Below are 25,992 nucleotides of genomic sequence, written 5' to 3' on the forward strand. Positions count from 1 at the left end.
CCGGCGCAACGGCGCAGGCGTTGCTTCTCGCGCAACGCGCTGTTGCGTGCGCCGCTGATTCTCCCGCGCAGACGGTTTCTCTACGCTTTGGCCCCTGGCGCCGTCGTCCCCATCGGCGCCCTTCCCCGGCTGTTACAAGGAGCGTTGTCATGACCCGTATCCCCTCCGTTCTGCCATTGCCTACCGCGTTTTTCTCCGTCCCATGAACAGCTCATTTCTGAAGTCCAGAACGCTATGGATCAGCGTGGCAGTCGTCGCCGTGCTCGGCCTGATCGGCGCCGTTTGGTTGATGTGGCGCCCGGCAATTGCGCCGATCGAGCGCCCGCCGGCCTTCAATGTTGCGCAGTTGCAACGCGGGGCGCGGGTGGTCGAGGCCGGCGATTGTGCGGTGTGCCATACCCGCCCCGGCGGTGAATATCTGGCCGGCGGGCTGCCGCTGGTAACGCCGTTCGGTACGCTGTACAGCACCAACATCACCCCGGATGTAGAGACCGGTATCGGCCAATGGTCACTGCCGGCCTTCGAGCGGGCGATGCGTCAGGGCATTGCTCGCGATGGTCACTTCCTTTATCCGGCGTTCCCCTACGTGCACTACCGGCGCATGAGCGCAGCAGACATCGCCGACGCCTACGCCTACTTAATGAGCGGCCCCGCCGTGCACGCGCCGGCCGAGCAGAACCAGATGAATTTCCCGATGAACATTCGTCCGTTGGTGGCGTTCTGGAACCTGCTGTTCCTGCACGGTGAGCCATTGACGCCGCTGGCACAGCGCAGCGAGGCGTGGAATCGCGGACGCTATCTGGTCGACGGGCCGGGCCATTGCGCCGGCTGCCATTCGCCGCTGAACCTGATCGGCGCGGAAAAATCCTCGGAATACTTGCAGGGCGGCAGCGTCGATGGCTGGCAAGCGCCCGCGCTGGTCGGAATGGGGCAACGCGCCAACCCGTGGAGTCGCGCGCAACTGGTGAGCTATCTGCGCGCCGAGATCGTCGATGGCCACGGCACACCCGCCGGGGCGATGCGGCCGGTCAGCTTGAGTCTGGCCCGCTTGCCCGCCAGTGAAGCCGAGGCGATTGCCGAGTATTTGCTCAGCCTCGAAAACCCGCCTTCGGTGACAGAGACGACGGCGAAGACGCCTGCCAGTGAAGCGGCAGACCACTCGAGCGGCGCCCTGCTCTTCAGCAGCGCCTGCGCCGGCTGCCATGGCCCGGCGGCGCCGATGCGCACCCTCGATGGTCGCCCGGGGTTGCAAAACACCTCGGCGCTGCAAGCGGCCAGTTCGCGCAACTTCCTCAAAACCGTACTTGAAGGCTTGCCCGCCGCAACCGGATCGCCCGGCCCGCTGATGCCTGCGTTCGCCGCCAGCCTGGACAACGCGCAACTCGGCGCACTGGCCGCGTATCTGCGTCAGCAAGCCAGCCCCGATCAGCCGTGGGCCGACCTCTCTTCCACTATTGAAGCGTTACGTCAGGAGACGAAATGAGCCAGATCACTCTCAACGTCAACGGAGCCGCGCAAGCGCTTGAGCTGGAGCCGGACATGCCGCTGCTGTATGCGCTGCGCAATCACTTGAACCTCAACGGCGCCAAATACGGCTGCGGTCTCGGGCAATGCGGTGCCTGCACGGTGATCGTCGATGATCAACCGGTGTTCGCCTGCCTGACGCCCTGCGCCGGTCTCGAAGGCAAAACAATCCGCACCGTGGAAAGCCTCGGCAGCGCGGAAAAACCTGGCCCTCTGCAAGCGGCGTTCATCGAGAAACAGGCCGCGCAATGCGGCTACTGCATTGCCGGCATGCTGATGCGCGCGCAGGCGTTGCTTGAGCGTAATCGACACCCGGATGAGGCAACCATTCGCGAGCACATGGCCGGCAACCTGTGCCGCTGCGGTACGCACTTGCGCATTATCGAGGCGATCAAACAGGTGGCCGGGGACAATGGAGGCCTGACATGAGCGAGTCGAATGAATTGAACCCGAGCCGACGCGCGTTCCTGCGCGGTGGTGCGTTGCTCATGGCGTTTACCTTGATGCCGGTGGCGCGCCGAGCACTGGCCGACACCGAAGTCGATACGCTCGGCACCGTGGTCCTCGCGCCCGACCTGCCCGGCAGCCTGCGCACCAATCCGTTTCTCGACGCCTGGATCCGCATCGGCGCCGACGGCATTACTGTCTACACCGGCAAAGTCGAACTGGGCACCGGGGTGAAAACCGCATTGCTGCAAATCGCCGCCGAGCGTTTGCAGGTACCGGCATCCGCGATCAACCTACTCACCGCCGACACCGCGCTGACACCCAACGAAGGCTACACCGCCGGCAGCCACAGCATTTTCGACAGCGGTACCGCGTTGTATAACGCCGCCGCGCAGGTGCGCGAAATGCTCGTCGATGCCGCCGCACGCAGTTGGCAGGTCGATGCAGCGCGGCTAAGCACCCGCAACGGGGTGATCGAAGGCCCGGCCGCTCAGCGGATGAGTTATGCCGACGCGGTCAAACATGTCGATGTGCACCAATACGCCAAGGCTCAGTCACCGGCGATGGCCGCCGCTGACTTCCAACTGATCGGCCATTCGTTGCCGCGCCTCGACATTCCGGCGAAGGTCAGCGGTGGCGCAGCATTCGTCCAGGACATGCGCCTGCCGGGCATGCTGCATGCGCGGGTGATCCGCCCGCCCCGTCCGGGCTGCACGTTGCAGGCATTCGATGCGGCGTCCATCGAGGCGTTGGCTGGCGTGGTCAAGGTGATCCGCGACGGCAACTATCTGGCGGTGCTCGCCCGTGATGAGTGGCAAGCGATCAAAGCCATGCGCCGTGCCAGCGAGGTGACGCAATGGAGCGAGGGCGAAGCGATTCCCGAAGCAGACGAGATTCATGCCCTGCTCAAACGCCTGCCCTCACGGCGCTATCCGATCAGCAACAACGGCACGCCAAGCGGCGCGGCTGACACGCGTTTTCAGGCGCGGGTCACCAAGCAATATCTGATGCATGGCTCGATCGGCCCGTCTTGCGCGGTGGCCTGGTTCAAGGACGGCGCTCTCACCGTGTGGACCCACACCCAAGGCGTTTACCCGCTGCGCGCCGGCATTGCCGAAATGCTCGGTCTGCCGCCTGAGCGGGTGCGCTGTATTCATACCGAAGGCTCAGGGTGCTACGGGCATAACGGCGCCGATGATGCCGCCGCCGATGCGGCATTGATTGCCCTGCGTGTGCCCGGGACGCCGGTGCGCGTGCAATGGATGCGCGAACAGGAAAATCTTTGGGAGCCGTATAGCTCGGCGATGGTCACCGAAGTCGACGCCGGCCTAAGCCACGGCCGCCTGCAGGACTGGGCCTACGAACTCTGGACCACACCGCACAACGAACGCATCGTCAACGCCGGGCGCCTGTTGCCGGCACGCTTGCTCGCGCGGCCCTTCGCCTCGGCGCCCTCCGTGCCGATCGCCCAACCCGAAGGCGATGGAGATCGCAACGCGGTGCCGCTGTACGACCTCAACTCGACGCGCATCAACATGACCTTTGTCACCGAAATGCCTTTTCGCACCTCGGCGATGCGTTCGCTGGGTGCGCACATCAACATCTTCGCCATCGAGGCGAGTATCGACGAGCTGGCAATCAGGGCCGGTATCGACGCGGTGGCGTTGCGTCTGGCCCATCTCAGCGACCCGCGAGCTCGCGCGGTGGTAGAACGTGTGCGTGATGAGATCGGTTGGCCGCAAAAGAGCAGCGAGCCCGGCGCCGGTATCGGTTTCGCCTTTGCCCGCTACAAAAACATCATGGGTTACTGCGCTATCGCGGTGAAACTTCGCGTGCATCCGCAGACCGGCGAGATCCGCATCGATCACGTGGTGACGGCGGTGGACGTCGGACAGATCGTCAGCCCCGATGGCCTGCGCAATCAGGTCGAGGGCGGCATTGTGCAGTCCGCGAGCTGGACCCTGTACGAAAAAGTCGCCTACGACGCGGGGGGCATTCGCAGCTACGACTGGAGCGGTTATCCGATTCTGCGTTTCACACAACTGCCGAAAAAAGTCGATGTGCATTTGCTCGACCAACCGGGAGAACCCTTCCTCGGTGCCGCTGAAATCGTTCAGGGGCCGATGGCCGCAGCGCTTGGCAACGCCGTCGCCAACGCCACCGGCCGGCGCTGGCTGAACCTGCCGCTGACCCGTTCCAACCAACCCGCCTGAGCCACGCCCGTGTTCATCGCTGATAAGCACGGGCGCCGTTGCGTTGCGCGCAAAACAGCGTAGCGCCGGTCACCGATTATCAGCCTCGCTGAGCGCGGTTAAGTTAGCGGCACTGGTTCGCGGCCCCGCTGCCGCGCTTGAATTTCCTTTATTGAAATCTGGAGCTACCCATGACCCGTCGCCTGTTCCAACCCCTCGCACTCGGTCCTTACACCCTCGCCCACCGTGTGGCAATGGCGCCGTTGACGCGCTCACGCGCCGGCCAACCGGGCGACGTGCCGACGCCGATGAACGCCGAGTACTACCGCCAGCGGGCCAGTGCCGCGCTGATCATCACCGAGGCCACGCAAATCTCCCGGCAAGCTCAGGGTTACGCCTGGACGCCGGGCATCTACAGCCCTGAGCAAGTTGAGGCGTGGCGTGACGTCAGCGCGGCGGTGCATGAAGCCGGCGGATTGATCTTCATGCAACTGTGGCACGTCGGCCGGGTTTCCCATCCGAGCTTTCAACCCGATGCCGGCCTGCCCGTTGCGCCCAGCGCGCTGCCGGTGCCGGGCAAGACGTTTATCGTCGACGAAAACGGTAACGGTGTCTGGGGTGATGTGCCGGTGCCGCGCGCGCTGGAAACCGCGGAAATCGCCGGCATCGTCGAGGACTACCGCGTGGCCGCGCGCAACGCATTGCAGGCAGGCATGGACGGTGTGGAAATCCATGCCGGCAACGGTTACCTGCTCGATCAGTTTCTTAATAGCAACAGCAACCAGCGTGACGATGCCTATGGTGGCAGCGTGGAAAATCGCGCGCGGTTTCTGCTGGAAGTGGTCGCGGCCGTGGCTGAAGAAGTCGGCGCCGAACGGGTCGGCGTACGCCTGACGCCGATGGGGCGCTTCATGGGCATGGGTGATGACACTCCGGAGGCGACCTTCGGCCACCTCGTCGAGGCGCTCAACCAATGGAATCTGGCCTACCTGCATCTGGTCGAGCCAGCGATGGTCGGCACAGTCAAAGATGAGAACTTCGACCCGCGCTGGGATGCGATCATTGCCCAGTTGCGCAAAACGTGGAACGGCGTGCTGATCCTGGCGGGCGGCTACGATGCGCAATCTGCCGAACAGGCACTGATTGCCAATCGTGCCGACATCATCGCGTTTGGCCGGCCATTCCTGGCCAACCCTGACTTGCCGCGTAGGCTGCACGATGGCTTGGTGCTCAACGCGCCGGATCCGAGCAGCTTCTTTGGCGGGGATCAGCGTGGCTACATCGATTATCCATTTCATGCCTGAGCAGAAGCAGACCACCCGCATCTCATGAATGTGTAAATCCTTGGAAGCAGGGGCCGATGCGCCCCTATTCTATCAGGTCATACGATCTCTGCAGTTAAGTTGCAGACATGAAAACCCTACCGAAACACTGAACACCTGCGTAGCTGTGAGCTTTTAGGTCTATTGCCCGACGTCGCCGAATGCGATAAAACGGGCTAGTTGTACGACAACCAAATAAAAAACCAAGTCGTTCGAACGGCTAACAATCCTGAGATCTGCCATGCCTCGCCCTACCGTTACGCAAACCGTGCCGCCACCCTACCCCCGTTCTCTGGCGGTGATCATTCTGCTGTGCATGGGCTGTGCGTTTGCCGGCAATCATGTGGCGGCGCGGGTCGCCTTTGATGATGGCGCGGGTGTGCTGCTGGCGATTTTGATGCGTTCCGGCGGGACCTTGCTGGTGCTCGCCATCCTGGTGCTGTGGCAAAGACAAAGCCCGCGCTTGCCGGCGGGTGCCTGGCGCTGGCAGCTGTTGCTGGGATTGCTGATCACTGCGCAGAGTCTGTGTCTGTATTCCGCTGTCGCGCGGGTGCCAGTGGCGCTGGCCCTGCTGGTGGCGAACGTATTCCCTATTCTGCTGGCATTGCTCACCTGGGCGCTGGGTGGTCAGCGACCGAGCGCACGCACTGCGACGTTAATGGGCTTGATTCTATTGGGCCTGGTGTTTGTGCTGGACGTCCCCGGGCGGCTCTCGACCACGACAGACGTCAGTGCGCAATGGGTGACGGGCGTCGCGCTCGCGTTCTGCGCCGCCAGCGTGTTCGCCTGCGCACTGTGGATCACCGACCACAAACTGTCTCAGGTACGCGGCTCGGTGCGCAGTCTGCTGACCATTTTCATCGTCTTCAGCAGCGTCAATCTGGCGGGGCTGACGGGCGCCCTCCCAGGCGGACTGAACCTGCCCGCCAGCTCGACCGGATGGCTGGCCCTCGCCACTTTGGTGGTGCTGTACGGCACAGGTTTTATCGTCCTGTTCATTTCGGTACCTCGACTGGACATGCCGCGCAATGCGCCGGTCATGAACATCGAGCCATTGGCAACGCTGCTGATGGGCTGGATTGTGCTGGACCAGATGCTCAGCAACGGACAGATTCTCGGCGGAGTGATCGTGGTCACTGGCATCGTTTTGCTGACTTATCGAAAATCAGTGGTCAAGGCTGAGGTTAAAGCCAGTGCGTGAGGGTTTCTCGCCAGCGGTTCTTCACGGTCGAGTTTGGCCTGCTTCGGCGAGCTTCTTTTGTACATAAAAAAGCATCAATACCGAATTTTCCTGAGCCTGCCGAGATTGCTGCTCAAACAACGCCACAAGCTCTTGCTCACCCTTGCAGCCAGCGTTGACTTCGCCCTTGGAAAATTCACAGTCACCGTATTGGCCCCAGCCTTTGCGAGCCTCATCGGTATCTCGGGCGGGATACACCCAATACGCTTTCCATGCACCGTCGACGACAGGTTTGCCGGCTGCGTCTATCTGTTCTATCGCCTGCAAGGTGGCTGTGGCGGCGGCGTCCAAAAAACCCTTAGGGGTGGCGTCGGCTTTGCCTGCCTCATCACGAAGCGCCTGACACTGTGCGTCAGACAAGTCGAAAACAGGCAGCGCTTCAATGCTCTCGAACTCATCAAACGGATCGGAATGATTGCCCGGCAACTTGGCGTGGTAAGCCGGGACTACATGGCCGGGTACGCTCATGTCTTGTATGTAATGCAAGACCCTTCCTGCCTGCTCGTATACAGCAACGGGATCGGCATCAGGTTCCGCCAGCAGCGCGTTCAGCTTTTCAATACGTTTTGAAAAGATCACGTCCAGGCTACGGTTGGCGAACCAGAATGGCTCAAGTTTTTTGTTGCGGTTATAGAAGTGCCAATTGGTAGCGCGCTGAGGGAGCGTCAGCAGATTTGAATCCTCTGCGTCAGTGCCAATCGCCAATGCCTCGGCCAAATGCTCGGGCAACTTCACCCCCGCGCAGCGCTGATAAGCGTGAGCCGCTTTCAGTGCGTAAACCGAATGCAGGTCGGGGTTGAAGGCGAAGGCCGGGGTTGAAGGATTGAACAGCAGCGATAGACCAAAGGCTGCGAGGTAACGTGTTGCGGCTGTTCGGCCTATCGGGGTGGCTTCCATGCTGTTGATCTCCAGAAACTTGCGTGATTGCTGAACACTGACCGTACGCGAGGCAATTTAGCACTTAGGTGATGGCAAAAAGCTGTTTTTTCTCCGGCCACTCACGACCAGCATAAATGGCAACACCTGCGTCCTAACGTCGCAGCAAACAGCTCTTGGCAAATCCTGCACAAGCCTTAGAATCCCGCGCTCTCTTGCAGCCCCCATCGGTGGCTGCCTGCATCACGGTCACAAAAACGCGTACCTGAATGGCTGGCCACACCTCGTTGACGTGTGTCCGACTCAACCGCCCTGCCCGTTCGGCGGGCATTCGCACCACACATTTTTTCGGCTTGGCAATCGCATGCGCAGCGGCGCACGTTGCGCTGTTCGTCCTCTAGAGGTTTTTATGTCTCCGCGTTTGCTGGCCATGGCGCTGGCGCCCCTGCTCGGGCTGTTCATTGTTGCGCTGGGCAACGGTTTCATGTCGTCGCTGACCACCCTTCGACTGGACGCTGCCGGTGCATCGACCACGATGATCGGCATCGTTTCCTCGGCCTACTTCATCGGCCTGACACTGGGTGCGGTGTTCAATGACCGCTTGATTCTGCGCATCGGCCATATCCGCGCCTACGGCAGCTTTGCTTCGCTGATCGCCGTGACAATCCTGCTGCAGGGATTGTTTTATGACACGTGGGGCTGGTTCGCCCTGCGCCTGATCAACGGCTGGGCCACGGTCGGTGTGTTTCTGGTGATCGAAAGCTGGCTGCTGCTGGCGGGCGACGCGAAGATTCGCGGACGCTTGCTCGCGTTGTACATGATCGTCCTGTATGGCGCCGGTGTTCTGGGTCAGGCAACGCTGGGAAAAATCACCGGGCTCAGCGACAGCGCACCGTTCATGGTCGCCGGCATGCTCGCCTCGTTGTCGGTGTTGCCGATCGTGATCCTGCCACGCGTTTCGCCGCTGCTGGATCAGGTTGAACCGCTCAAGCCTCGGCAACTATTGGGCGTGACGCCGACCGGGCTGGTCGGCTGTTTCGGCTCGGGTGTGACCATCGCGGCGATTTACACCTTGCTGCCGCTGTATCTGCAGCGCAGTGGTCTGAATGTCGGTGAAGTCGGCAGCATGATGGCCTGGACGATCCTCGGTGCGATGCTCCTGCAATACCCGGTCGGGCGTTGGTCTGATCGCAAGGATCGCTTGCAGGTGCTGACGATCCTGACAGTGGCGTGCACCGTGCTATCGCTGGTGATCGTGCTGGTGCCGTTGTCCTCGACAATGCTCGCGGTGATGTTGTTTCTGCTCGGTGGCGGCGTATTCGCGCTGTACCCGGTTGCCGTCAGCCACGCCGCCGACCGCGCGCCTGCCGAAGCCTTGGTGCCGATGATTCAGGGCTTGCTGCTGATCAACTCGCTGGGCTCGGCGATCAGCCCGATGATGATCTCGCCGGTGATGAATTCGTTCGGTGCCAATGGTCTGTTCTGGGTGTTTGCGCTGGTCAATCTGTGCATGGTCACCTTCTTCCTGTGGCGACGCGGCAAACGCCCGGTTCCGGCCAATCCCGCACCTTTTGCGGCGGCCGCGACGTTCTCGCCGACAGGTGCGGAGCTGCGGGTGACCGAGGACTTGCGTCAAGCGGTGCAGGAGCATCCGCCGATGGTCGATGCTTTGAGCGGCGAGCCTTCGCCGCAGTGTGAGACGCGCTAAGGCTTGCGCCAGTCTGCGTCAAGCGCAGGCTGGCTCGCACCACTATTCAGGTTCGTGGGTGATATCCACGAGCGGAATCGGCTCGATCGCCCAAGCGCGAATCTGACGACGTTCAGGGCTGGGTATCGCGCAAGCCTTGCGTCCAGTGAACGTTCGCGCAAGACGCTCTTCATCGATGCGCCAGCCGCGCTGTTCCAGTGCCTGCACGTCTCGGCGAAAGGCAATCTGCAGCGCATCGGATTTCAGCGAAACCTCCTGCTGAAAAGAGTCCGGCACACGCTCGGGCCGGACGTTTTTCAATACGGCATGATCTTGGTCGAAGATACGGATATTGCTCGCAATGAACCTGCGATCCAGCAGCCGTGAGCGCAGGAACGTTCTACCCATCATCCACCAAGTGCGCGTGCGGTTAGCGTCAATCGGAACATGCGCCGAGACGATGTAGATCCGCCAGCCGTTCGGTAATTCAAGTTCCAGCGTTGTGCATGGGCCGGACAAATGGAAACCTGGAACGGTGACCACGCTGACAAACTCAGTGGAGGATTTACGCCGCAGCAGCCCTTTGCGTGCCGGCCTGCGCATAAGCATTTGCGCGCTGCCGCTCCACGCATCGCTGTCGACCTCGAACGATTCAATCTCGGGATGATCCGGATCACCGAAGGTTGAGCCATGGACAAACGGCGCGTGCGCGAAGTCCAGACCGTTTTCAATAATCCGGTCCCAACTGGCCTGCCAGTCAAAGTGACCCGAGACCACGCGGATGGCGGGGTCGTCGACCCAGTCGAGCGCGGGCAAGGGTGGACGCTCAGACTCCGGCAGATCACCTAAAAACGCCCAGATCCAACCGTATCGCTCCAGCGTCGGGTACGCATCGACGCGGGCCTTTGCAGGAATCCGCAGGTCGGGCTGCGCCGGTATCTGCGTGCAGACGCCATCACCGCCAAACCGCCAGCCGTGATAGGGACACTGCACGCTGTTGCCGACCTTGCTGCCGGCCGACAGTGAGCCGCCGCGATGCACACAGATATCCGACAGCACATGAGCGACACCCGCGTCATCGCGGAACGCCACGAACGGTTGTCCGAGCAATTGAACCGGCATCAATCCATCAGTCAACTGCGACGATGGGAGAACGACATACCAGAGGTTTGTGAGCATGGGGGGCGTGTGATCCGTCAGTACGGTGAGTTCATGTCAGAGAAACCTGACATTCAAACTAGATCAGGCGGCGCTGATTCGACAATCAGCCAAGCACTTTATAGATCTCTGCCACTACCTGAGTCGTTGCGGCTTCGATGGTTCCTTCGTTACGGCACAACACCCAGCCGTTATCGACAACCGCCTGCTCGAACATCTCGCTACACACGACGTGCTCGGTGTGTTTCTGGATCACCGTGCCGCCTAGTCCACGCGATCGTGCCGTCGCCCTCGCCCATGAAATATCCGGCGCAGTTACAACGCCGACATGCAGGTCCGGCACGCGCACGCCTCGCTCGATGTTCAACTGCAGAATCTCGGCAAACGGCACGCTATGGCGAAATGCGGCATCCGACGGATACCAGCGATCGATCAGGATGATGCTGTTCAATGGCTGTTTGGGCAGCACCCGCTCAGAAATCCAGCGACGGCTATCCGCAAGGCGCTGACACACCGCCCACTCCAGATCCCGCGAGGGATGTCTGGCGAGTTGGTTGATGAGGGCCATGGTTTCGCCGCGGTACGGATCACTTTTTCTCTCGCACAGCCGAATGACTTTCTGGTTGTTTGCCCGCAGTGCGGCGGTCACGGCCTCCAGCAGTGTGGTTTTGCCGGTGCCCTTGGGCCCATCCAGAGAAATAAACAGCGGCAGCTTCATGGTTCACGCAGCGATAAGGACATTGCGGAGCACTCTAACCTCATTTGCGCATTTCGATGAGCTGATCCCTGCCCTTTGCCTACACTTGCTTGCCAATGATGTTTACCCCTCTGCCAAAGGAGTCACCATGTCAAAGCTCTATCCGAGCATCGATCCCGAGGGATTGGTCGAGTACTCAGTGGTCTACACCGACCGCTCGCTGAACCACATGTCACAGTCCTTTCAAGGCGTGATGAAGAACATCTCCACGACCCTGAAACAGGTCTACCACGCCGAAGCGGTGGCGGTGGTTCCGGGCAGCGGTACATTCGGCATGGAAGCGGTCGCGCGACAGTTCGCCTCCGGCCAGCAATGTCTGGTGATACGCAACGGCTGGTTCAGTTATCGCTGGAGCCAGATTCTGGAGATGGGCAATATCCCGGCGGCCACCACGGTGTTAAAAGCCCGGCCGATCGAGACGGGTCGCCAGGCAGCCTACGCCCCGCCGCCGTTGGACGAGGTGCTGGCCGCCATCGCGGCGCAGAAACCGAAAGTCGTCTTCGCGCCCCACGTTGAAACTTCATCCGGGATCCTCCTGCCCGACGACTATATGCGGGCGGTCGGTGACGCTGTGCATGCAGTGGGTGGTCTGTTTGTGCTGGACTGCATCGCCTCCGGCACCATTTGGGTGGATATGCACAAATGCGCCGTCGACCTGCTGATCAGCGCCCCCCAGAAAGGCTGGAGCGCCTCCCCTTGCTGCGCCCTGGTGATGTTCAGTGCTGCGGCGCTTGAGCGAATCGAACAGACGCAAAGCAGCAGCTTCGCCTGCGACCTGAAAAAGTGGCTGCAGATCATGCAGGCCTACGAACAGGGCGGACATGCCTATCACGCGACCATGCCCAGCGATTCCCTCGCACGGTTCAACGACGTGATGAAAGAGACGCAAGCGTACGGCTTCGACAAGATCCGCGACGACCAACAGGCGCTGGGCGATCGGGTCCGTGCGCTGTTGACCGGCAAAGGCATCAAAAGTGTGGCCGCTGCGGGCTTTCAGGCCCCTGGTGTTGTAGTGAGCTACACCGATGATGCCGATATCAAAAGCGGCAAGAAATTTGCCAATCACGGCCTGCAGATCGCTGCCGGCGTGCCACTGCAATGCGATGAGCCGGCCGACTTCCAGACTTTTCGCCTCGGGCTGTTCGGACTGGAGAAGCTGCAGAATATCGAGCGCACCGTCAGCATGTTGGAGCAGGCATTGGATGAAGTCATGGTTGGCTAGGATCTGTTCGTGCCCGCAGGGCACGGAGTTATCGCATGCCAATACTTATGGTGGAGGTGATGCTTATTCGCCTCCATTGCTACATACGCCCTATGGCCCGTGCGCAACGAACAACTTGTACGATGTCCTATCACAAGGTATTACTACGTCTCCCACAAAAAAAATAAAACCACGGAGATCGCTACATGGACTCATCCCTGTCCGCTCGACCTGAAAACCTTGACCGAGCGCAAGGCAACACCCGCCGCAGCTTCCTGAAAAAGTCTCTTGCCGTTTCCGCCACGCTCGCCACCGTCGGCAGCACCGCTCTGACGCGGATCGCCGAGGCCGCCGAACCCTTGAGTCAGCGCTACCCTGATCCGCTGATACACATCCTTGACGACAGCTTCCTTGAGCTGCGTATTTTCAACGCCAGTGTTGAAAAACTTGCCACCGGCATGCGCTGGGCTGAAGGACCGGTTTGGTTCGGTGATGGCCGCTATTTGCTGGTCAGCGACATCCCCAATAATCGCATCATGCGCTGGGACGAAATCACCGATACCTTCTCCGTTTACCGCGAACACTCCAACTTCTCCAACGGCATGTGCCGGGATCGCCAAGGGCGTTTGATCGTCTGTGAAGGCTCTACCACCACCAGCGAAGGCCGGCGCATCACGCGCACCGAAGCCAACGGCACGATCACCGTGCTGGCCGACAGCTTCGACGGCAAGCCCTTCAACTCGCCCAACGACATCGTCTGCAAAAGTGACGGATCGATCTGGTTCACCGACCCGCCCTTCCAGACCAGCAACAACTACGAAGGTCACAAAATCATCCCGAGCCAACCCCACGCCGTGTACCGCATCGACGGCGAGAGCAAAAAACTCACGCGGGTCATCGACGATCTAAACGGCCCCAACGGTCTGTGCTTTTCTCCGGATGAGAAAACACTGTACGTCGTCGAAGGACGCGCCAAGCCCAATCGCCTGATCTGGGCGATTACCGTGAAGGACGACGGCACACTCGGCGAACGCCAAAAGCACATCGAAGGGCTGGAATATGCCGCCATCGACGGCATCAAATGCGACGAAGCCGGCAACCTGTGGTGCGGCTGGGGCGGCAATGGTGACCCCAAGGCCGACCTGGAAAAACTCGACGGCGTGCGCGTGTTCAATCCGCAGGGCAAGGCCATCGGGCACATTTCCCTGCCAGAGCGTTGCCCGAATTTGTGCTTTGGGGGACGTGAAGGGAACCGGTTGTTCATGGCCAGTAGTCACTCGATCTACTCGCTGTTTGTGAATACTCGGGGGACTACGTTTGCATTGTAGAAGTGAGGTTCGTCTGGCGATAGTTTCGTGAGAATTGCCGCGCATCCGAGGATGCGCGGCATTCAATCCCTTTTACGGCTTCCGCTTCGCTGGACGTTGTTAAGCGGACAGCAGTTTACGACCAGAACCCTTTATGCGGCTCAGCCGCCTCCCCCTCCAGCATCGGCCCGAAAACACTGACCTTGCGCTGCCCCTTGGCGAACACCTCGCGGCACGGCAACGAGAACGTCGGGTTCTCCGGATGATCCCCCGTCAACCCCAGCAACGCATGCTCCGACAAGGCATAAACCACCCGCCCGATCCCCGTCCAGTACACCGCGCCGGCGCACATGCAGCAAGGTTCGGCGCTGGTATACAGCGTGCACAATTCCAGCTCTTGCGGTGACAGCAATTTTGCCGCCGCCGCTGCCGCCACCAACTCCGCATGCTGAGTCGGATCGCCTTCGGGCGGCATCGAGTTGTTCCCCGCTTCGACAATCACCTTGCCGTTGCGGTCGGCCACCAATGCCGCGAATGGATGGCGACCGCGCTGTTTCGATGCCTCGGACAAGGCGATGGTCTGGCGCAGCAAGGTCAGATCAAGCTCGCTGACGCCGGCGGGAATGAGCTGCGTGTATTGATTCATGGGTAACTCCTGGGCAGTGGAAAACACAAGGTCAGTCGGCCAGTTCAGCGCCGATGGTTGCGGATTTTTTTTCGTTGTTGAGCAGGATGTTGAGGACAATGGCGGTGATCGCGCCGAGGAAAATCCCGCTATCGAGCACCAGTTTCAGCGTTGGCCCAACGTGTTCGAACAGCGCCGGAAAGGACATCGGCAGCACGCCGACACTTACCGATACGGCGACGATGATGCCGTTGCGAGTGCCCTCGAATTGCACCCGCGACAGTTCCTGAATCCCCGCCACCGTGGTCATGCCGAACATGACGATCGCGCAGCCACCGAGCACAGGCGTCGGCACTGCGGCAATCAACGCGCCGAGTTTCGGGAACAGGCCCATCAGCACCATGATTGCCCCGGCCGCGGCCACGACGAAGCGGCTTTTCACGTTGGAAAGCGCGATCAAACCGGTGTTCTGGGTGAGGGCGTTGTAGGGAAAGCTGTTGAACAAGCCGCCGAGCATGGTCGACAACCCATCGGCGCGAAACGCATTGCCGAGGGTTTGTTGCGTGGTCGGTTTGCCGGTCAGTTTGCCGATCGCCAGGCAGTTGCCGGTGGTCTCGGCCATGATCACCAGCATCGCCAGAGTCATGATCAGAATCGGCACCGGCGCGAATTCCGGCGCGCCGAATGCCATCGGCGCGCTCAGCTCAAACCACGCCGCTTCGCTGACCCGATTGAAGTGAGTCATGCCGCAAGCCGCTGCGATCAGACTGCCGACAAACAAGCCGATGAGTACGCTGAGGTTGCCGAGGAAGCCCTTGCATTTGGCGTAGATCACCAACGTCACGCTGACCGTGGCCAAGCCCAGCAACAAGTTCGCCGGATTGCCGAAATCCGCCGAGTCGGGATTGCCGCCGCCCAGCCAGATCGCCGCCGCAGGCATCAGCGAGATGCCGATAATGGTGATCAGACTGCCGATCACCACCGGCGGGAAAAACCGCAGCAAGCGGCTGAACACCGGTGCCAACGCAATAGTGATGAAGCCTGCGGCGATCACCGCCCCGAAGATCTGACTGAGGCCGAACTCTTTACCGATCATGATCATCGGCGCCAAGGCTATGAACGAGCAGCCCTGAATCAGCGGCAGCCGCGCGCCGAATTTCCAGAAGCCGAGGGTTTGAATCAACGTTGCCACACCCGAGGTCAACAGGTTGGCGTTGATCAGCAGCACAACCTGCGCCGAAGTCAGTCCCATTGCGCTGCCAAGAATCAGCGGCACCGCCACCGCTCCCGCGTACATCACCAAAACATGCTGCAAGCCAAACGTGAACAACTGTCGCAGTGGTAAAACCTCGTCCACCGGATGAATGCGTTGTGTGGTCATTTCACACGCTCCTGAAGGTGCGGCATCTGTTGAGATCGCGGGCATGCTCAGGGGCGCTTGAAAGTCAGATCCGCCCCGGAGATCGTTTGACGCGAGGGCATATTTGAACGTTTATTGCGATGAAACAAATTAGCAACCATCGCTTTTTTCGATGGCACAATCAGGCATTCGTTAGCCGCTGCAAACCTTCATTTTCGACCCGGGAGTTCACCGCTTGCGCTTCTCACTCGATCAACTGTTGATGTTCGTCCAAGTGGTCAAAAGCGGATCGTTTTCCGCCGCCGGGCGCCAACTGGGCAAGACCCAATCGACCATCAGCGCGGCGATTGCCAACCTCGAAACCGACCTTGGCGTCGACCTGTTCGACCGCAGCAACCGCAGCCCTGCCCTCACCGCCAGCGGCCACAAATTGCTGGTGCAGGCCGAAGCCGTGCTCGAACGCTGCATGACCTTCGAAGCCCACGCTGACTGCCTTTCGGACAACGTCGAAACCAGCCTGACACTGGCGATTGAAACGCCGTACGGGCCGATCATGCCGGTGCTCAAAGCCTTCGAAGCCGCGTTCCCCTTTGTCGACCTGATCATCCGCCATCCGGTTTACGGCGACGTTAGCGAACTGGTCAGCAGCGGCGAAGCGGTACTCGGTGTGGCGTTCTCACAGCCCGGCTATCCCAAGGAGCTGGCGTTCCAGCAACTGGGCAAACTGATCATGCTGCACGTCTGCCACCCCGAGCACCCATTGGCGCAACTCGATAACGTCACGTTCGACGACCTGCACGTCCATCGGCGCCTGGCCTTCAGCGCCCACGCGAGCAAACTGCCGAGCAGCGAATACCTGCGCTCGACCCAGTTGTGGCAAGCGGAAAGCTATCTGGCGTTACTGGAAATGGTCCGCGCCGGGCTCGGTTGGGCCACCCTGCCCCGTCAACTTGTGCAGCGTGAACTGGCCAAGGGGGAACTGGTGGAGCTACAGCTCTCGGCATATCCGCATACCGACTGGCAGATTGGTGTGGATTTGCTCTGGGCGCGGCAACGGCCGCTGGGTAAAGCCGAACGTTGGTTGAAGGAGAAATTGCAGGGCAACAAGGTGTATGAGCTGGATCGCAATGGGCAGATCACGACGCTTTGATTAGGCTGTTCACGGCGGTGAAAAGAGGCCCGCCAAAGCGGGCCTCGATCAAGGGCTTTTGTAACTACGCCAGCTCGGCTGTTTCAGGCTGACCGGAGCTTGTCACACCGTTGCCGCTTCAATCGTTCTGGAACGCCACGCAAACCCCAACACCATCAGCAGCCCCAGGCCCGCCATTGCCGCGCCAGCCAGGGAGATCGCCGGATAACCCAGCCCGCTGCTGATCACCGCACCGCCCAGCGCTGCGCCAATCGCATTGCCGAAGTTGAAGGCGCCGATGTTCACCGCCGAGGCCAGATTGGGCGCGTCCTTGGCCGCTTCCATGACGCGCATCTGTAGCGGCGGCACCAAAGCAAAGCTAGCGATACCCCAGATCAGGATGGCCACGGCGGCCGGCAGCGGCCAGCGCATCAGTACGGTGAACGCCAGCAAGACCAGAATCAGCACGCTCAGCGAGACGATCAGGGTGCGATCGATCGAGCGGTCAGCAGCCTTGCCGCCCCACATGTTGCCCAGCGTCAAACCGACACCGTAAAGCATCAGCATGGCGGTGATGTAAGCGGTCGACGCATGGGTCTCGCTGCTGAGGATCGGCGCGATGTAGGTGAAGACGGTGAACATGGCGCTCGAGCCGACGACGGTCAGGACCAGCGCGGCCAAAACCGGGCCGCGCCCCAATACCCGGATTTCCGCCATGACACCGACGCTTTGCGGCGCCCGCACGTTGGGCAAGGCGAACCACAACGCGGCCATGGTCACCACGCCGAGGCCGGTAATGCCCCAGAACGCGGTGCGCCAACCGAACAGTTCGCCAAACCAGGCGGCCAGCGGCACACCGCCGATGGTCGCCAGGGTCAGGCCCATGAACATCGCCGCAACCGCACCGGCACGTTTCTCCGGGGCGACCAGGGTAGCGGCGACGACGGAGCCAACGCCAAAGAAGGCACCGTGGTTCAGTGAGGTTACGACCCTGGCGATCATGAGGCTGTAGTAATCGGTGGCCAACGCTGACATCAGATTACCGAGGGTGAAAATCGCCATGAGCCCGATCAGCAGAGAGCGCCGGGGAATCTTGCCGGTGGTCAGGGTCATCAGGGGTGCGCCGAGCAATACGCCCAGCGCATAAGCACTGACCAGCAAACCGGCAGCGGGAATGGAAACGCCCAAATCCGCAGCGATCCCCGGCAACATGCCCATGGGGGCGAATTCTGTAACGCCGATGCCGAAGGCACCGATGGCGAGTGCAACAAGTGGTGGATTGATACGCATGGAAAGCTCCTCATCTATGCCGCCAATGCTACGATCCCGTCTTTTCAGGCGGTAGATAGCATTTTTGGCAATCACCTTTGCGTAGGAGGCACAAGTGGATTTCAACGGCAGGTCAGGTGAAATGAGCGTGTTCACCACCGTGGCGCAGGAAGGCAGTCTGTCGGCCGCCGCGCGTGCGCTGGGCCTGACACCCTCGGCAGTCAGCCGGATCATCGCGCGCACCGAGCAACGGCTTGGCACCCGCCTGCTATTGCGCACCACCCGAGCGATCACCTTCACCGCCGAGGGCGAAGCGTTCCTGCGCGGCGCCCGACGCATCCTCGCCGACATGGACGAGGTCGAAGAAGCCATCGCCGACCAGGGCGTGCCCAGAGGAAGATTGCGGGTCAGTGCCGCCCTTGGTCATGGACGCCTGGCCATTGTTCCGTTGGTCGCAGCCTTCAGCGCCCGTTATCCGAACATCGTCGTCGACCTCACCCTTGGCGATGAAGTGGTCGATATTCTCGCCGGACAAGCCGACATCGCAGTGCGCTTCGGCCACCTGCCCGACAGCCCGCTGAGCGCACGCAGGATCGGCACCACCGGCCAAGTCGTGGTGGCGTCGCCCGAGTATCTGCAGCGCCACGGCGTCCCGCAGGAACCGGAAGACCTGCTCCAGCACAACTGCCTGCGCTTCAACTTCCGGCGTGCCGAACCCAACTGGCCGTTCATTCGCGATGGCAAAGCGTTTTCCCTGAAGGTCAGCGGCAACATCGAATGCAGCAGCGGTGAAGCGTTGGCACAATTCGCGCGAGTGGGTGCCGGCATTGCCCGTATCGGGGAGTTCAGCGTGAGCGAGGATCTGCAGCGCGGCGACCTGATTGCGCTGCTGCAAGACTGGAACCCGGGGGATCAGGAACCGATTCATGCGGTGTTCGTCGGTGGCGCGGCGATGCCGGCGCGGGTGCGGTTGTTCGTGGACTTCTTGCTGGAGAATCACCGGATGTCAGCGCAGGTATAAGCTGATATTAGCGCAGCCGCATTGCGGATAATTCGGCGCGTGCGAATGACATCCCAAACAACAAGGTGCGGAGCAAGGAAGTCACCCCTTGAGTACATTTCGAAAGTATCTTTGCCTGGACTTGTTACTTTGGATCTACCTCGGTTGCTGGAATACCACGCTACCGCTGATCATCGTGCAGCGAGGAAGCCTGCTGGAGCTGGCCGCCTACGAAACAGCGCTCGCACTCGCGGCGATCATTTCGATGTTGTGCCTGGCGCCGCGTGTTGAGTCGATGCGCCGCAGTACGGCGCTCAAGGTGGGCTGTTTTGCGATCTTGATGGCCAGCGTATTGCGATATTTTTTTGCCGCAAACTGGTATTCGCTTGATGCGCTGATAGTGATCGATGTAATCGCTGCATCAGCATTTGGAATGATCCAGCCTCTGTTGGGTATCTATCCTGCGGAAACCGTTGATAAACATCGGACGGACGCTGCATTTCGCGTCCGACGCATCGTTGTTACTGTTGGCCGGGTTGCTGGGCCTTTGTTGGCGGGTATGGTGATTACGGTTTCCTCACTGGAAGTCTCGCTGCTATTTGTGTCGATAGTAGGATTCGTCATTGTGGTTTTAGGCATGGTGTTACCGGTGAGTGCAGCCCCTGCCCTGCAACCCAAAAAATCATCAGCCGATCTTGTTAATGACATGCTTTTGGGGCTTAAACTCAAATGCGCTCTACCGCCAGAACAATTTTTGACCTTTTCCGGATTACTGCTTGGTCTGGCCGTTACCGCGACCATACCGATGCTGGTGCCAGCGCTCATACACACTCGGGGTCTGGCTGAAGGTAGCGTTGGCCTGTTAAATGCGGTATTCGCGGGTGGAGCCGTTGCAGGCTTGTTCTTTTTAAGCCCGCTGATTAGCAAAAAGGAAAATCAGCGCAACAAGTATCTTGGATGTTGGGCCCTATTAACGTTTGCACTCTGTGCAGCGACACAAGCCGACGAAATCTGGCAGTTGAGTACTTGCCTGTTTTTCGCCGGGGCGGCGAGTGCTTGCATTACGATGGTCGGAATGGACAAGAGGCTCATGTCGATCCCCTCCGGCGTACGCGTGCGACTGATTGCATCCACATTAGTGATCAGTCAGCTAGGCGGCTCGGTGTCATTCATGATGACGGGCGCCATCATGTCCGAATCCGGCGCAACCAGTTTGATGTGGCTTTATCTCGGGGTATTTCTGGTTATCGTCATATATTCCATGCGATCAAAAAAGATATGGCACTTCCTGGAAGATGACGCTGAGTCAGAGCTGTATTACGCAAAAAACCATCCGAAACTGGCGGCAGCCATGAGTCGATGAAATGTCTCCTGAGAATGTGCCCGAGATGCCGGGACGACGCGATCACCCATATTGGAGAGGTACATTCATGGATCAGAAAAATGGCCAACGTGCCAACGCCGACTGGGTCATCCGCAGTGTTCAACCTGGAGGCATCGAGCGTATCGAAGCGTGGTTCGGCAGCCACGGCTACGATCCTCATCGACACGACACCTACTCGATCGGACGTACGTTGGCGGGCGTCCAGAGCTTTCACTACGTGGGCTCGTTGCGCCACGGTCTCCCCGGCAATACGCTCATACTTCACCCAGACGAACTCCATGATGGCATGGCCGGCACCGACGCAGGCTTTCGTTATCGAATGGCCTACGTGGATCCGGCATTAATCCAGAATGTTCTGGGTGGGGAACCCTTGCCCTTTATCGCAGGGGGACTGTCGAGCGATCCGCGCCTGTTCCATGCCAGTGAAGCATTCGTGCAAGCGGTGGATTATCCACTGGAAACACTGGAGGAACAGGACGCGCTGTATGACTTGGCGATGGCGTTGCGTGCCGTCGCGGGCAAGCCGCGTGGGCGCAAGCGTCTGGATTACCGCGCAGCCGAGCGCGCCAGAGCATTCATCCTGGAGCATCTGCACACCTGCATTTCGCTGGAGATGCTGGAACATGCCAGTGGGCGCGAACGCTGGAGCCTGTCACGCGACTTCAGAACACTCTACGGTACGAGCCCTTACCGATTTGTCACCCTGCGTCGTCTGGATCGGTTCCGCGCATTGGTGCTTGAAGGTTTCACCTTGGTGGATGCCGCCCTCGTCGCGGGTTTCCATGATCAAAGTCATATGACGCGACACTTCAGCCGCTGTTACGGAGTTCCGCCAATGCGCTGGCTGGAACGATTGCGGGCCGCACGCTGACTTGCAGGATCGTACAAGAGCGCCCTGCTCCATGCTTTATAGGATGGCGACTTCGACCACAGAGGATCCGTCATGTCAAAGCTCCGTCATCAACAATCATCAGTTCCTGTAAACCTGGCACGTAAAGCGTCGCTCATCGAACAGCAATGGAGTCCCAGGGTTGTTGCAGAGATGAATGACTACCAGTTCAAGGTTGTGCGAATCGAAGGCGAATTCATCTGGCACTCACATCCTGAGACCGACGAAGCATTTTTTGTCCTGGAGGGCACCTTGCGCATCGACCTGCCGGATGGCTGTGTCTATGTGAGCCCGGGTGAACTGTATGTAGTACCCCGCGGCGTTGAACATCGGACGGCTGCTGAAGGTGAAACAAAACTGATGATGATCGAGCCACGAGGTATTTTGAACACCGGGCATGAAGATGGCGAAAGAACGGCTTTGAACGACGTCTGGATATAATCCAACACCATCCTGTGCGATGTCTGCGCTGAGTTGGAAGATGAATTCACGATCTTGCGGGAGAAGTGACAGTGCTATCCGATCCAGAGGCGCGCGTAGCGCTTAAAGAACTGATTGAAAAATACCTCAAGGGAAGAGATCCCGATTACGACCGTCTGATCGAAATTGTTCAGGATCCTTCGCGGCAAGTTCCGATCAGGGGTGTGCTTGAGGGCATGAGACGCTACAACAAGGTCCAGTACACGCAGCAGGACCTAGGGCTGATCGACGACCTTTTGTACATGTATGGCTGAGACAGTACGTTCTGGTTGCGGGCATGGGCCGGCGTGACTGGTTATGCCACTCACGGTCTCTATAATGAGTCACCGGCCATGCCTGGAGCGCTTGTTATGTCACCTTCCCCTGATCAAAAATCTGCTGTCGTTTTACGCCGTGCTTCAAACTGCGATCTAGAAGATCTGATAGCCATTCGGATTGAGGCCATGCGCGAAAGCCTAGAGCGGCTTGGGCGATTTGATCCTGATCGCGCGCGCGAACGGTTTCATAGTGGTTTCGACGCTAGCAGCACGCGCCGCATAGAAGTATCAGGCGATATGGTCGGTTTTGTCGTTCTCAAAGATCATCAGAGCGAGCTCCTGCTCGACCACTTGTATGTGATACCTAGCGCTCAAGGAGCAGGGATAGGCACCGAAGTTCTCACTCGGATTTTCAGAGAGGCGGATGAGATCGGACGCCCTATTAAAGTTGGCGCTCTCAAAGAAAGCGCTTCAAATCGCTTTTATATCCGCCATGGTTTCGTATTTATCGAAAGCGGTGAATTTGATAATTATTATGTCCGCGCCAACAGTAATACCGTTCGTTTGGGCGACAGGCGGGATGCCCGTACAGATACTTTCGGGAGTGATTAATGAGCAATGACCCCTGTGCTTTAGCTGCGCGCATGATTCGCAATTTCAATGATGTGCCGCTGCAATACGAGCGCCGCGACCCTCTTTACGAGAGCCATGGCGCGCGCCTCGGCACTGACACCGTCGCGCAGAAACTCGGTGCGTCGGTGGACATCGTCGCGCCAGGCAAGCGTTCTTGCCCCTACCACTTTCATTATGCTCAGGAAGAGATGTTCGTCATCCTGGAAGGGTTTGGCACCCTGCGCGTGGCGGGTGAAATGTTGCCGATCCGAAGCGGCGACGTCATCTTCATTCCGGCCGGCCCCGAATATCCGCATCAGATCATCAACACCTCGGATGCGCCGCTGAAGTACCTGTCCATTGGCACCCGAGAAACCCCCGAAGTCTGCCAATACCCGGACTCCGGCAAATATCAGGCGATGGTCACAATCAATGGAGCGCGCGCGTTCACCGCTGTGCAGCGGCCCGGGACTACGCTTGATTATTGGGACGACGAACCATGAGGGCGCCTTGTTGATGAAGCCTGCCAGAGAAATGAATCAGGGAAGTCTAGTGACACTAGATCTGGTTGGAGCGGTCATTTGCTTTTGCCTATCCAACGTTTTGTATAACCTCGGGAAATTCGTTTCGTACCCCGCATTGCAATATCCAGGTTCCCGATATGCAGACTGACCAAAACAGACTACTCGCCCTCGCATTGCTAGAGATCAAGACTTTACTTGTTGATTATCTGGGTAGCGGTGTAGACGCCCCGACGAATGTTCGCGTGGCGGCGCATATTGCCTATGCACTTCATAACGAGGCGGAGGCTGTTTACACCAATGCTGACTTTGCGCTCGATGGCGCATCCCAAAAAATCGCTGCGATCGATCAAATTTTAGGTGTCACTGAGGGCGCCGCGCTATTGGGCAGATTTGATATCGAAACCTAAGTCATTCCAGATAATGCCAAGCCAAGATGACTGCTATTTGGCCGATTGCTGCTGGTCGCGACCGTAGGTGATTGGTGCTAGATACGAAGAACCGCCTGAACTTGTATTAATTTCTTAGCCAGTTCAGCCAGAGCATTTCAGGGACTTCGGATCGAATGACACATTGGCCATACTTCGAATGTCGGGTACTGGTTGCCATTCAGTAGTGGTGGAGTCGATTTCGCGCAGAGTCCATTGCTGGGGGCCGGACCAGGACAGTTCTATGTAGGGGCCTTCAAGTACTTTGTTCGCTATTAACATGTCGACTTCGTCGGCAGGTCCCGGGAGCATGCCTCCGACAGCAATGGGCACGCGCTGATGCAAAAGGCTGTTGAGAATGCACAACAACTCGGCACGTGATGTGTAATGCACTCTGTAATCCCCGACTTCTGTGTAGGCAAACACCAGGCTGCCGGAAACGGAGTCGACGGAGCTGATCAAAGTGAGATGCGTCGGTGGCAGGCCTGACCCCTTTGAATACCGTAGTTTGATAACTGCGCCCCTTTATGTAGTTCGCTTTATGAGCTCGACGAGCTTCGCGGCTTCATTGCGCAATTCATCGAATCTTTCGTTTAGCTCAACATGACCCGGCTTCCAGCAAAGGACGCCATTCTCATCACTTTGACCAAGAACGAGATCATTGAATGAGCCCATTCCACCATAGGCTGACTGTAGGTACTCAATTCCGGAGTAATCAGAATCCATTAAGCGCGCTCTTGCCTTACGCATCCACAGGCTCCAGTGAGTATCTCCATCGCTCTCAAGCATTGCTGCAAGCTGATCAAGAACGCAGATCAGCTCTTCGGTTTTAGGTCCCATTTCTTGATATCGTCCAAGGTGAATCACGGTATGGTAAGGAACCCCACCGCCGAGTATTTTTCGTCAGTCTCGCTACATAAGCTACTGTTTCGCAATCAGGTTGTCCAAGGGCCGCTTTTGGCCGAAAGCAGCCATTCGTTACGGGCTGCTACCAGCCAGAAGCGGACGCTTCCGAGTATTGACTTTATCAGCGGAGATTCAGGGTAGGAGTTGAGTTGAGTTGAGGCCAAGCTAATCCCCAAGCTCAAATTGCTGAAACCCTACACGCCTGACGTAAACCCAAAAGTCATGTCTTGGCTCATACTGCTCCATGCAAACCCTGTGAACCTGGCGCAGTTCATCTTCGTCGATCAGGATACGATCCCAATCGAAGTCAGGGTTCGTGGAAATGGCATAACTAGGGTAAGGTTTGTCGAGTTCGAAGTGGATCGAGTAAACGAAAAACGGAGATTCCCCCGGCATGTAGGTTTCGTACAAACGCATCAGTTCGGGCATCTGTGCTTTACAGTGCTGTTCGGCGAACTTCAGTACTTGGGGTAAATCATCCCACGCGGCGTTGACCGCGCGTTGCGCGGCGGCGACCCTGGCGCGAGGTGGCTCGTCATTGCGATGTTGGACGTAAATCAATCGGCTGCCGAATTGGTATTCGCATTGCCAGACACCCGATGGAACACGCCAGTGGCCAAGCATGGATTCGGTCAGTAAATTGATGCCCATATGGGTGCCACACAGATTAAAAGGTGTTCAGGGTACCCTCTCAAATACCGACATGGGAAGGCCGTAGGCGTTTGGGCTATTTGCCCGAAACCCATGGGGATCCAACCGGCAGCATTGGGACGAAAGCAGCTTCTTGTAAAGGGCGGCTATTAGCCGGTAGCGGTCGCTTGTTAGGGGTCGCTAACGGCCAGAAGCGGACCTTCATTTCAGACGCATGCATTCGCCTATAGTGGCCTGTAGTAGGATGCGGATTTGAACAAAAGAAGCTTCATCATGGATGTTCACGCACTTGAAGAAAGCAGTGTCTTATCGATCACAGTGGACCAAGCCCATAGCTATTTCGAGATGATTGTCAGACTGGATGACGGGACCAGAAATAAGCTGATGGCATGGAACGCGGACGGCACTGACCTAACTATCAGGCTTGGCGCTCTTAACGTTCAAAACTCCAGCGAACTCGGAGAGCTTGAAGGGATAAACATTGTTGATAATGTTCTATCCCTTGAAGGTGATTTTGGAGATATAACGATCACAGCTACCTCGATTTTGATTGAAAAGCTGACGTAACTACCGTGCGGGAGGCTACTTCGAGCTGAATGCAACCCGTCACGGATGTCTGCTTCTGGCCGAAAGCTGCCGCACCACGACTGCGGTTCTCTACGCAAACTGCCTGTTCCCCTCTCGGCGCCGCTTCATACATTCCCCAATTCACACAACACCCCTTATGTAACCCAAAAACACGCCGATACCGTCCAGCAGCACGGAAGCAC

26 protein-coding genes are annotated in these 25,992 nt (G+C 58.9%); 18 read left to right on the forward strand and 8 right to left on the reverse strand.

Annotated features, from left to right (window positions below; all coding sequences use genetic code 11):
• Positions 1-244 precede the first annotated feature (244 nt).
• From M5G26_RS06240 to M5G26_RS06260, 5 genes are all read left to right on the forward strand, one after another.
• Positions 245-1,483 carry a c-type cytochrome gene (locus tag M5G26_RS06240; RefSeq protein WP_443218374.1) on the forward strand — a complete coding sequence of 413 codons (1,239 nt, stop codon included), beginning with the start codon at positions 245-247 and terminating at the stop codon, positions 1,481-1,483.
• A complete protein-coding gene (locus M5G26_RS06245; protein WP_273914721.1) occupies positions 1,480-1,953 on the forward strand; it encodes a (2Fe-2S)-binding protein in 474 nt (157 codons plus the stop codon). The genes M5G26_RS06240 and M5G26_RS06245 overlap by 4 nt, the downstream gene beginning before the upstream one ends.
• Positions 1,950-4,184, forward strand: coding sequence for a xanthine dehydrogenase family protein molybdopterin-binding subunit (locus tag M5G26_RS06250; RefSeq protein WP_273914722.1), 2,235 nt, complete (start codon positions 1,950-1,952; stop codon positions 4,182-4,184). Before M5G26_RS06245 ends, M5G26_RS06250 begins: the two co-directional genes overlap by 4 nt.
• Positions 4,185-4,354: 170 nt before the next feature.
• Positions 4,355-5,467: an alkene reductase gene (locus tag M5G26_RS06255; RefSeq protein WP_273914723.1), complete on the forward strand. Its 1,113-nt coding sequence runs from the start codon at positions 4,355-4,357 to the stop codon at positions 5,465-5,467.
• Between the two features lie 259 nt (positions 5,468-5,726).
• Positions 5,727-6,686, forward strand: coding sequence for an EamA family transporter (locus M5G26_RS06260; RefSeq protein ID WP_273914724.1), 960 nt, complete (start codon positions 5,727-5,729; stop codon positions 6,684-6,686).
• 21 nt (positions 6,687-6,707) lie between these two features.
• Here M5G26_RS06260 and M5G26_RS06265 read toward each other — a convergent pair whose 3' ends face one another.
• Positions 6,708-7,622, reverse strand: coding sequence for a hypothetical protein (locus M5G26_RS06265; RefSeq protein WP_134175467.1), 915 nt, complete (start codon positions 7,620-7,622; stop codon positions 6,708-6,710).
• 343 nt (positions 7,623-7,965) lie between these two features.
• On the opposite strand from M5G26_RS06265, the gene M5G26_RS06270 reads away from it, so the two are divergent.
• The gene (locus M5G26_RS06270; protein ID WP_337993664.1) at positions 7,966-9,309 is read left to right on the forward strand and encodes an MFS transporter; all 1,344 of its coding nucleotides are present in this window, start codon (positions 7,966-7,968) and stop codon (positions 9,307-9,309) included.
• 42 nt (positions 9,310-9,351) lie between these two features.
• Here M5G26_RS06270 and M5G26_RS06275 read toward each other — a convergent pair whose 3' ends face one another.
• Both M5G26_RS06275 and M5G26_RS06280 read right to left on the reverse strand, forming a co-directional pair.
• Positions 9,352-10,467 (reverse strand): aromatic ring-hydroxylating dioxygenase subunit alpha, encoded by a 1,116-nt coding sequence (locus M5G26_RS06275; protein WP_273914725.1) that lies wholly within the window; start codon positions 10,465-10,467, stop codon positions 9,352-9,354.
• Between the two features lie 85 nt (positions 10,468-10,552).
• Positions 10,553-11,164: a dTMP kinase gene (locus M5G26_RS06280; protein WP_273914726.1), complete on the reverse strand. Its 612-nt coding sequence runs from the start codon at positions 11,162-11,164 to the stop codon at positions 10,553-10,555.
• 127 nt (positions 11,165-11,291) lie between these two features.
• On the opposite strand from M5G26_RS06280, the gene M5G26_RS06285 reads away from it, so the two are divergent.
• Positions 11,292-12,425, forward strand: a complete 1,134-nt coding sequence (locus M5G26_RS06285) for an aminotransferase class V-fold PLP-dependent enzyme (protein WP_273914727.1) — start codon at positions 11,292-11,294, stop codon at positions 12,423-12,425.
• Positions 12,426-12,610: 185 nt separating this feature from the next.
• Positions 12,611-13,732: an SMP-30/gluconolactonase/LRE family protein gene (locus M5G26_RS06290; RefSeq protein WP_273914728.1), complete on the forward strand. Its 1,122-nt coding sequence runs from the start codon at positions 12,611-12,613 to the stop codon at positions 13,730-13,732.
• A gap of 115 nt (positions 13,733-13,847) precedes the next feature.
• On the opposite strand, the gene M5G26_RS06295 is transcribed toward M5G26_RS06290, so the two are convergent.
• Positions 13,848-14,357, reverse strand: a complete 510-nt coding sequence (locus M5G26_RS06295) for a nucleoside deaminase (protein WP_273914729.1) — start codon at positions 14,355-14,357, stop codon at positions 13,848-13,850.
• A gap of 31 nt (positions 14,358-14,388) precedes the next feature.
• Positions 14,389-15,717, reverse strand: a complete 1,329-nt coding sequence (locus tag M5G26_RS06300) for a nucleobase:cation symporter-2 family protein (RefSeq protein ID WP_273914730.1) — start codon at positions 15,715-15,717, stop codon at positions 14,389-14,391.
• 214 nt (positions 15,718-15,931) lie between these two features.
• Between M5G26_RS06300 and M5G26_RS06305 the strand changes: the two genes are divergently transcribed.
• A complete protein-coding gene (locus M5G26_RS06305; RefSeq protein WP_093431546.1) occupies positions 15,932-16,846 on the forward strand; it encodes a LysR family transcriptional regulator in 915 nt (304 codons plus the stop codon).
• 102 nt (positions 16,847-16,948) lie between these two features.
• On the opposite strand, the gene M5G26_RS06310 is transcribed toward M5G26_RS06305, so the two are convergent.
• Positions 16,949-18,115 (reverse strand): MFS transporter, encoded by a 1,167-nt coding sequence (locus M5G26_RS06310; RefSeq protein ID WP_273914732.1) that lies wholly within the window; start codon positions 18,113-18,115, stop codon positions 16,949-16,951.
• Between the two features lie 94 nt (positions 18,116-18,209).
• Here M5G26_RS06310 and M5G26_RS06315 point away from each other — a divergent pair, with 94 nt between their 5' ends.
• The 8 genes from M5G26_RS06315 (at position 18,210) to M5G26_RS06350 (ending at position 23,647) form a co-directional block, all read left to right on the forward strand.
• The gene (locus M5G26_RS06315) at positions 18,210-19,115 is read left to right on the forward strand and encodes a LysR family transcriptional regulator (RefSeq protein WP_273914733.1); all 906 of its coding nucleotides are present in this window, start codon (positions 18,210-18,212) and stop codon (positions 19,113-19,115) included.
• Between the two features lie 88 nt (positions 19,116-19,203).
• Positions 19,204-20,457, forward strand: a complete 1,254-nt coding sequence (locus tag M5G26_RS06320) for an MFS transporter (RefSeq protein WP_273914734.1) — start codon at positions 19,204-19,206, stop codon at positions 20,455-20,457.
• A 67-nt stretch (positions 20,458-20,524) separates the two neighbouring features.
• Entirely contained in the window at positions 20,525-21,349 is an 825-nt protein-coding gene (locus M5G26_RS06325; RefSeq protein ID WP_273914736.1) for an AraC family transcriptional regulator, read from the forward strand.
• Positions 21,350-21,421: 72 nt separating this feature from the next.
• Positions 21,422-21,808 carry a cupin domain-containing protein gene (locus M5G26_RS06330; RefSeq protein ID WP_273914737.1) on the forward strand — a complete coding sequence of 129 codons (387 nt, stop codon included), beginning with the start codon at positions 21,422-21,424 and terminating at the stop codon, positions 21,806-21,808.
• A gap of 71 nt (positions 21,809-21,879) precedes the next feature.
• Positions 21,880-22,101 (forward strand): hypothetical protein, encoded by a 222-nt coding sequence (locus M5G26_RS06335; protein WP_273914738.1) that lies wholly within the window; start codon positions 21,880-21,882, stop codon positions 22,099-22,101.
• A gap of 96 nt (positions 22,102-22,197) precedes the next feature.
• Positions 22,198-22,716: a GNAT family N-acetyltransferase gene (locus tag M5G26_RS06340; RefSeq protein WP_273914739.1), complete on the forward strand. Its 519-nt coding sequence runs from the start codon at positions 22,198-22,200 to the stop codon at positions 22,714-22,716.
• Positions 22,716-23,219, forward strand: a complete 504-nt coding sequence (locus M5G26_RS06345; RefSeq protein WP_134175494.1) for a cupin domain-containing protein — start codon at positions 22,716-22,718, stop codon at positions 23,217-23,219. The genes M5G26_RS06340 and M5G26_RS06345 overlap by 1 nt, the downstream gene beginning before the upstream one ends.
• 158 nt (positions 23,220-23,377) lie before the next feature.
• On the forward strand, positions 23,378-23,647 hold the full coding sequence (locus tag M5G26_RS06350) for a hypothetical protein (RefSeq protein WP_273914740.1): 270 nt from the start codon (positions 23,378-23,380) through the stop codon (positions 23,645-23,647).
• 543 nt (positions 23,648-24,190) lie between these two features.
• Here M5G26_RS06350 and M5G26_RS06355 read toward each other — a convergent pair.
• Together M5G26_RS06355 and M5G26_RS06360 are read right to left on the reverse strand one after the other, a co-directional pair.
• Positions 24,191-24,505: a DUF6966 domain-containing protein gene (locus tag M5G26_RS06355; RefSeq protein WP_273914741.1), complete on the reverse strand. Its 315-nt coding sequence runs from the start codon at positions 24,503-24,505 to the stop codon at positions 24,191-24,193.
• Positions 24,506-24,736: 231 nt separating this feature from the next.
• A complete protein-coding gene (locus M5G26_RS06360; protein ID WP_273914742.1) occupies positions 24,737-25,222 on the reverse strand; it encodes a hypothetical protein in 486 nt (161 codons plus the stop codon).
• Between the two features lie 273 nt (positions 25,223-25,495).
• Between M5G26_RS06360 and M5G26_RS06365 the strand changes: the two genes are divergently transcribed.
• Positions 25,496-25,789 (forward strand): hypothetical protein, encoded by a 294-nt coding sequence (locus M5G26_RS06365; protein WP_122692069.1) that lies wholly within the window; start codon positions 25,496-25,498, stop codon positions 25,787-25,789.
• Positions 25,790-25,992: the final 203 nt, after the last annotated feature.

The organism is Pseudomonas sp. TNT2022 ID642 (assembly GCF_028656995.1).
Taxonomy (GTDB): Bacteria; Pseudomonadota; Gammaproteobacteria; order Pseudomonadales; family Pseudomonadaceae; genus Aquipseudomonas.

Coding starts and splice junctions, on each gene's coding strand:
- M5G26_RS06245 (WP_273914721.1), top strand. CDS start 1,480: ATGAGCCAGATCACTCTCAACGTCAACGGAGCCGCGCAAGCGCTTGAG.
- M5G26_RS06250 (WP_273914722.1), top strand. CDS start 1,950: ATGAGCGAGTCGAATGAATTGAACCCGAGCCGACGCGCGTTCCTGCGC.
- M5G26_RS06255 (WP_273914723.1), top strand. CDS start 4,355: ATGACCCGTCGCCTGTTCCAACCCCTCGCACTCGGTCCTTACACCCTC.
- M5G26_RS06260 (WP_273914724.1), top strand. CDS start 5,727: ATGCCTCGCCCTACCGTTACGCAAACCGTGCCGCCACCCTACCCCCGT.
- M5G26_RS06265 (WP_134175467.1), bottom strand. CDS start 7,622: ATGGAAGCCACCCCGATAGGCCGAACAGCCGCAACACGTTACCTCGCA.
- M5G26_RS06270 (WP_337993664.1), top strand. CDS start 7,966: ATGCGCAGCGGCGCACGTTGCGCTGTTCGTCCTCTAGAGGTTTTTATG.
- M5G26_RS06275 (WP_273914725.1), bottom strand. CDS start 10,467: ATGCTCACAAACCTCTGGTATGTCGTTCTCCCATCGTCGCAGTTGACT.
- M5G26_RS06280 (WP_273914726.1), bottom strand. CDS start 11,164: ATGAAGCTGCCGCTGTTTATTTCTCTGGATGGGCCCAAGGGCACCGGC.
- M5G26_RS06285 (WP_273914727.1), top strand. CDS start 11,292: ATGTCAAAGCTCTATCCGAGCATCGATCCCGAGGGATTGGTCGAGTAC.
- M5G26_RS06290 (WP_273914728.1), top strand. CDS start 12,611: ATGGACTCATCCCTGTCCGCTCGACCTGAAAACCTTGACCGAGCGCAA.
- M5G26_RS06295 (WP_273914729.1), bottom strand. CDS start 14,357: ATGAATCAATACACGCAGCTCATTCCCGCCGGCGTCAGCGAGCTTGAT.
- M5G26_RS06300 (WP_273914730.1), bottom strand. CDS start 15,717: ATGACCACACAACGCATTCATCCGGTGGACGAGGTTTTACCACTGCGA.
- M5G26_RS06310 (WP_273914732.1), bottom strand. CDS start 18,115: ATGCGTATCAATCCACCACTTGTTGCACTCGCCATCGGTGCCTTCGGC.
- M5G26_RS06325 (WP_273914736.1), top strand. CDS start 20,525: ATGGATCAGAAAAATGGCCAACGTGCCAACGCCGACTGGGTCATCCGC.
- M5G26_RS06330 (WP_273914737.1), top strand. CDS start 21,422: ATGTCAAAGCTCCGTCATCAACAATCATCAGTTCCTGTAAACCTGGCA.
- M5G26_RS06340 (WP_273914739.1), top strand. CDS start 22,198: ATGTCACCTTCCCCTGATCAAAAATCTGCTGTCGTTTTACGCCGTGCT.
- M5G26_RS06345 (WP_134175494.1), top strand. CDS start 22,716: ATGAGCAATGACCCCTGTGCTTTAGCTGCGCGCATGATTCGCAATTTC.
- M5G26_RS06350 (WP_273914740.1), top strand. CDS start 23,378: ATGCAGACTGACCAAAACAGACTACTCGCCCTCGCATTGCTAGAGATC.
- M5G26_RS06355 (WP_273914741.1), bottom strand. CDS start 24,505: ATGGGACCTAAAACCGAAGAGCTGATCTGCGTTCTTGATCAGCTTGCA.
- M5G26_RS06360 (WP_273914742.1), bottom strand. CDS start 25,222: ATGGGCATCAATTTACTGACCGAATCCATGCTTGGCCACTGGCGTGTT.
- M5G26_RS06365 (WP_122692069.1), top strand. CDS start 25,496: ATGGATGTTCACGCACTTGAAGAAAGCAGTGTCTTATCGATCACAGTG.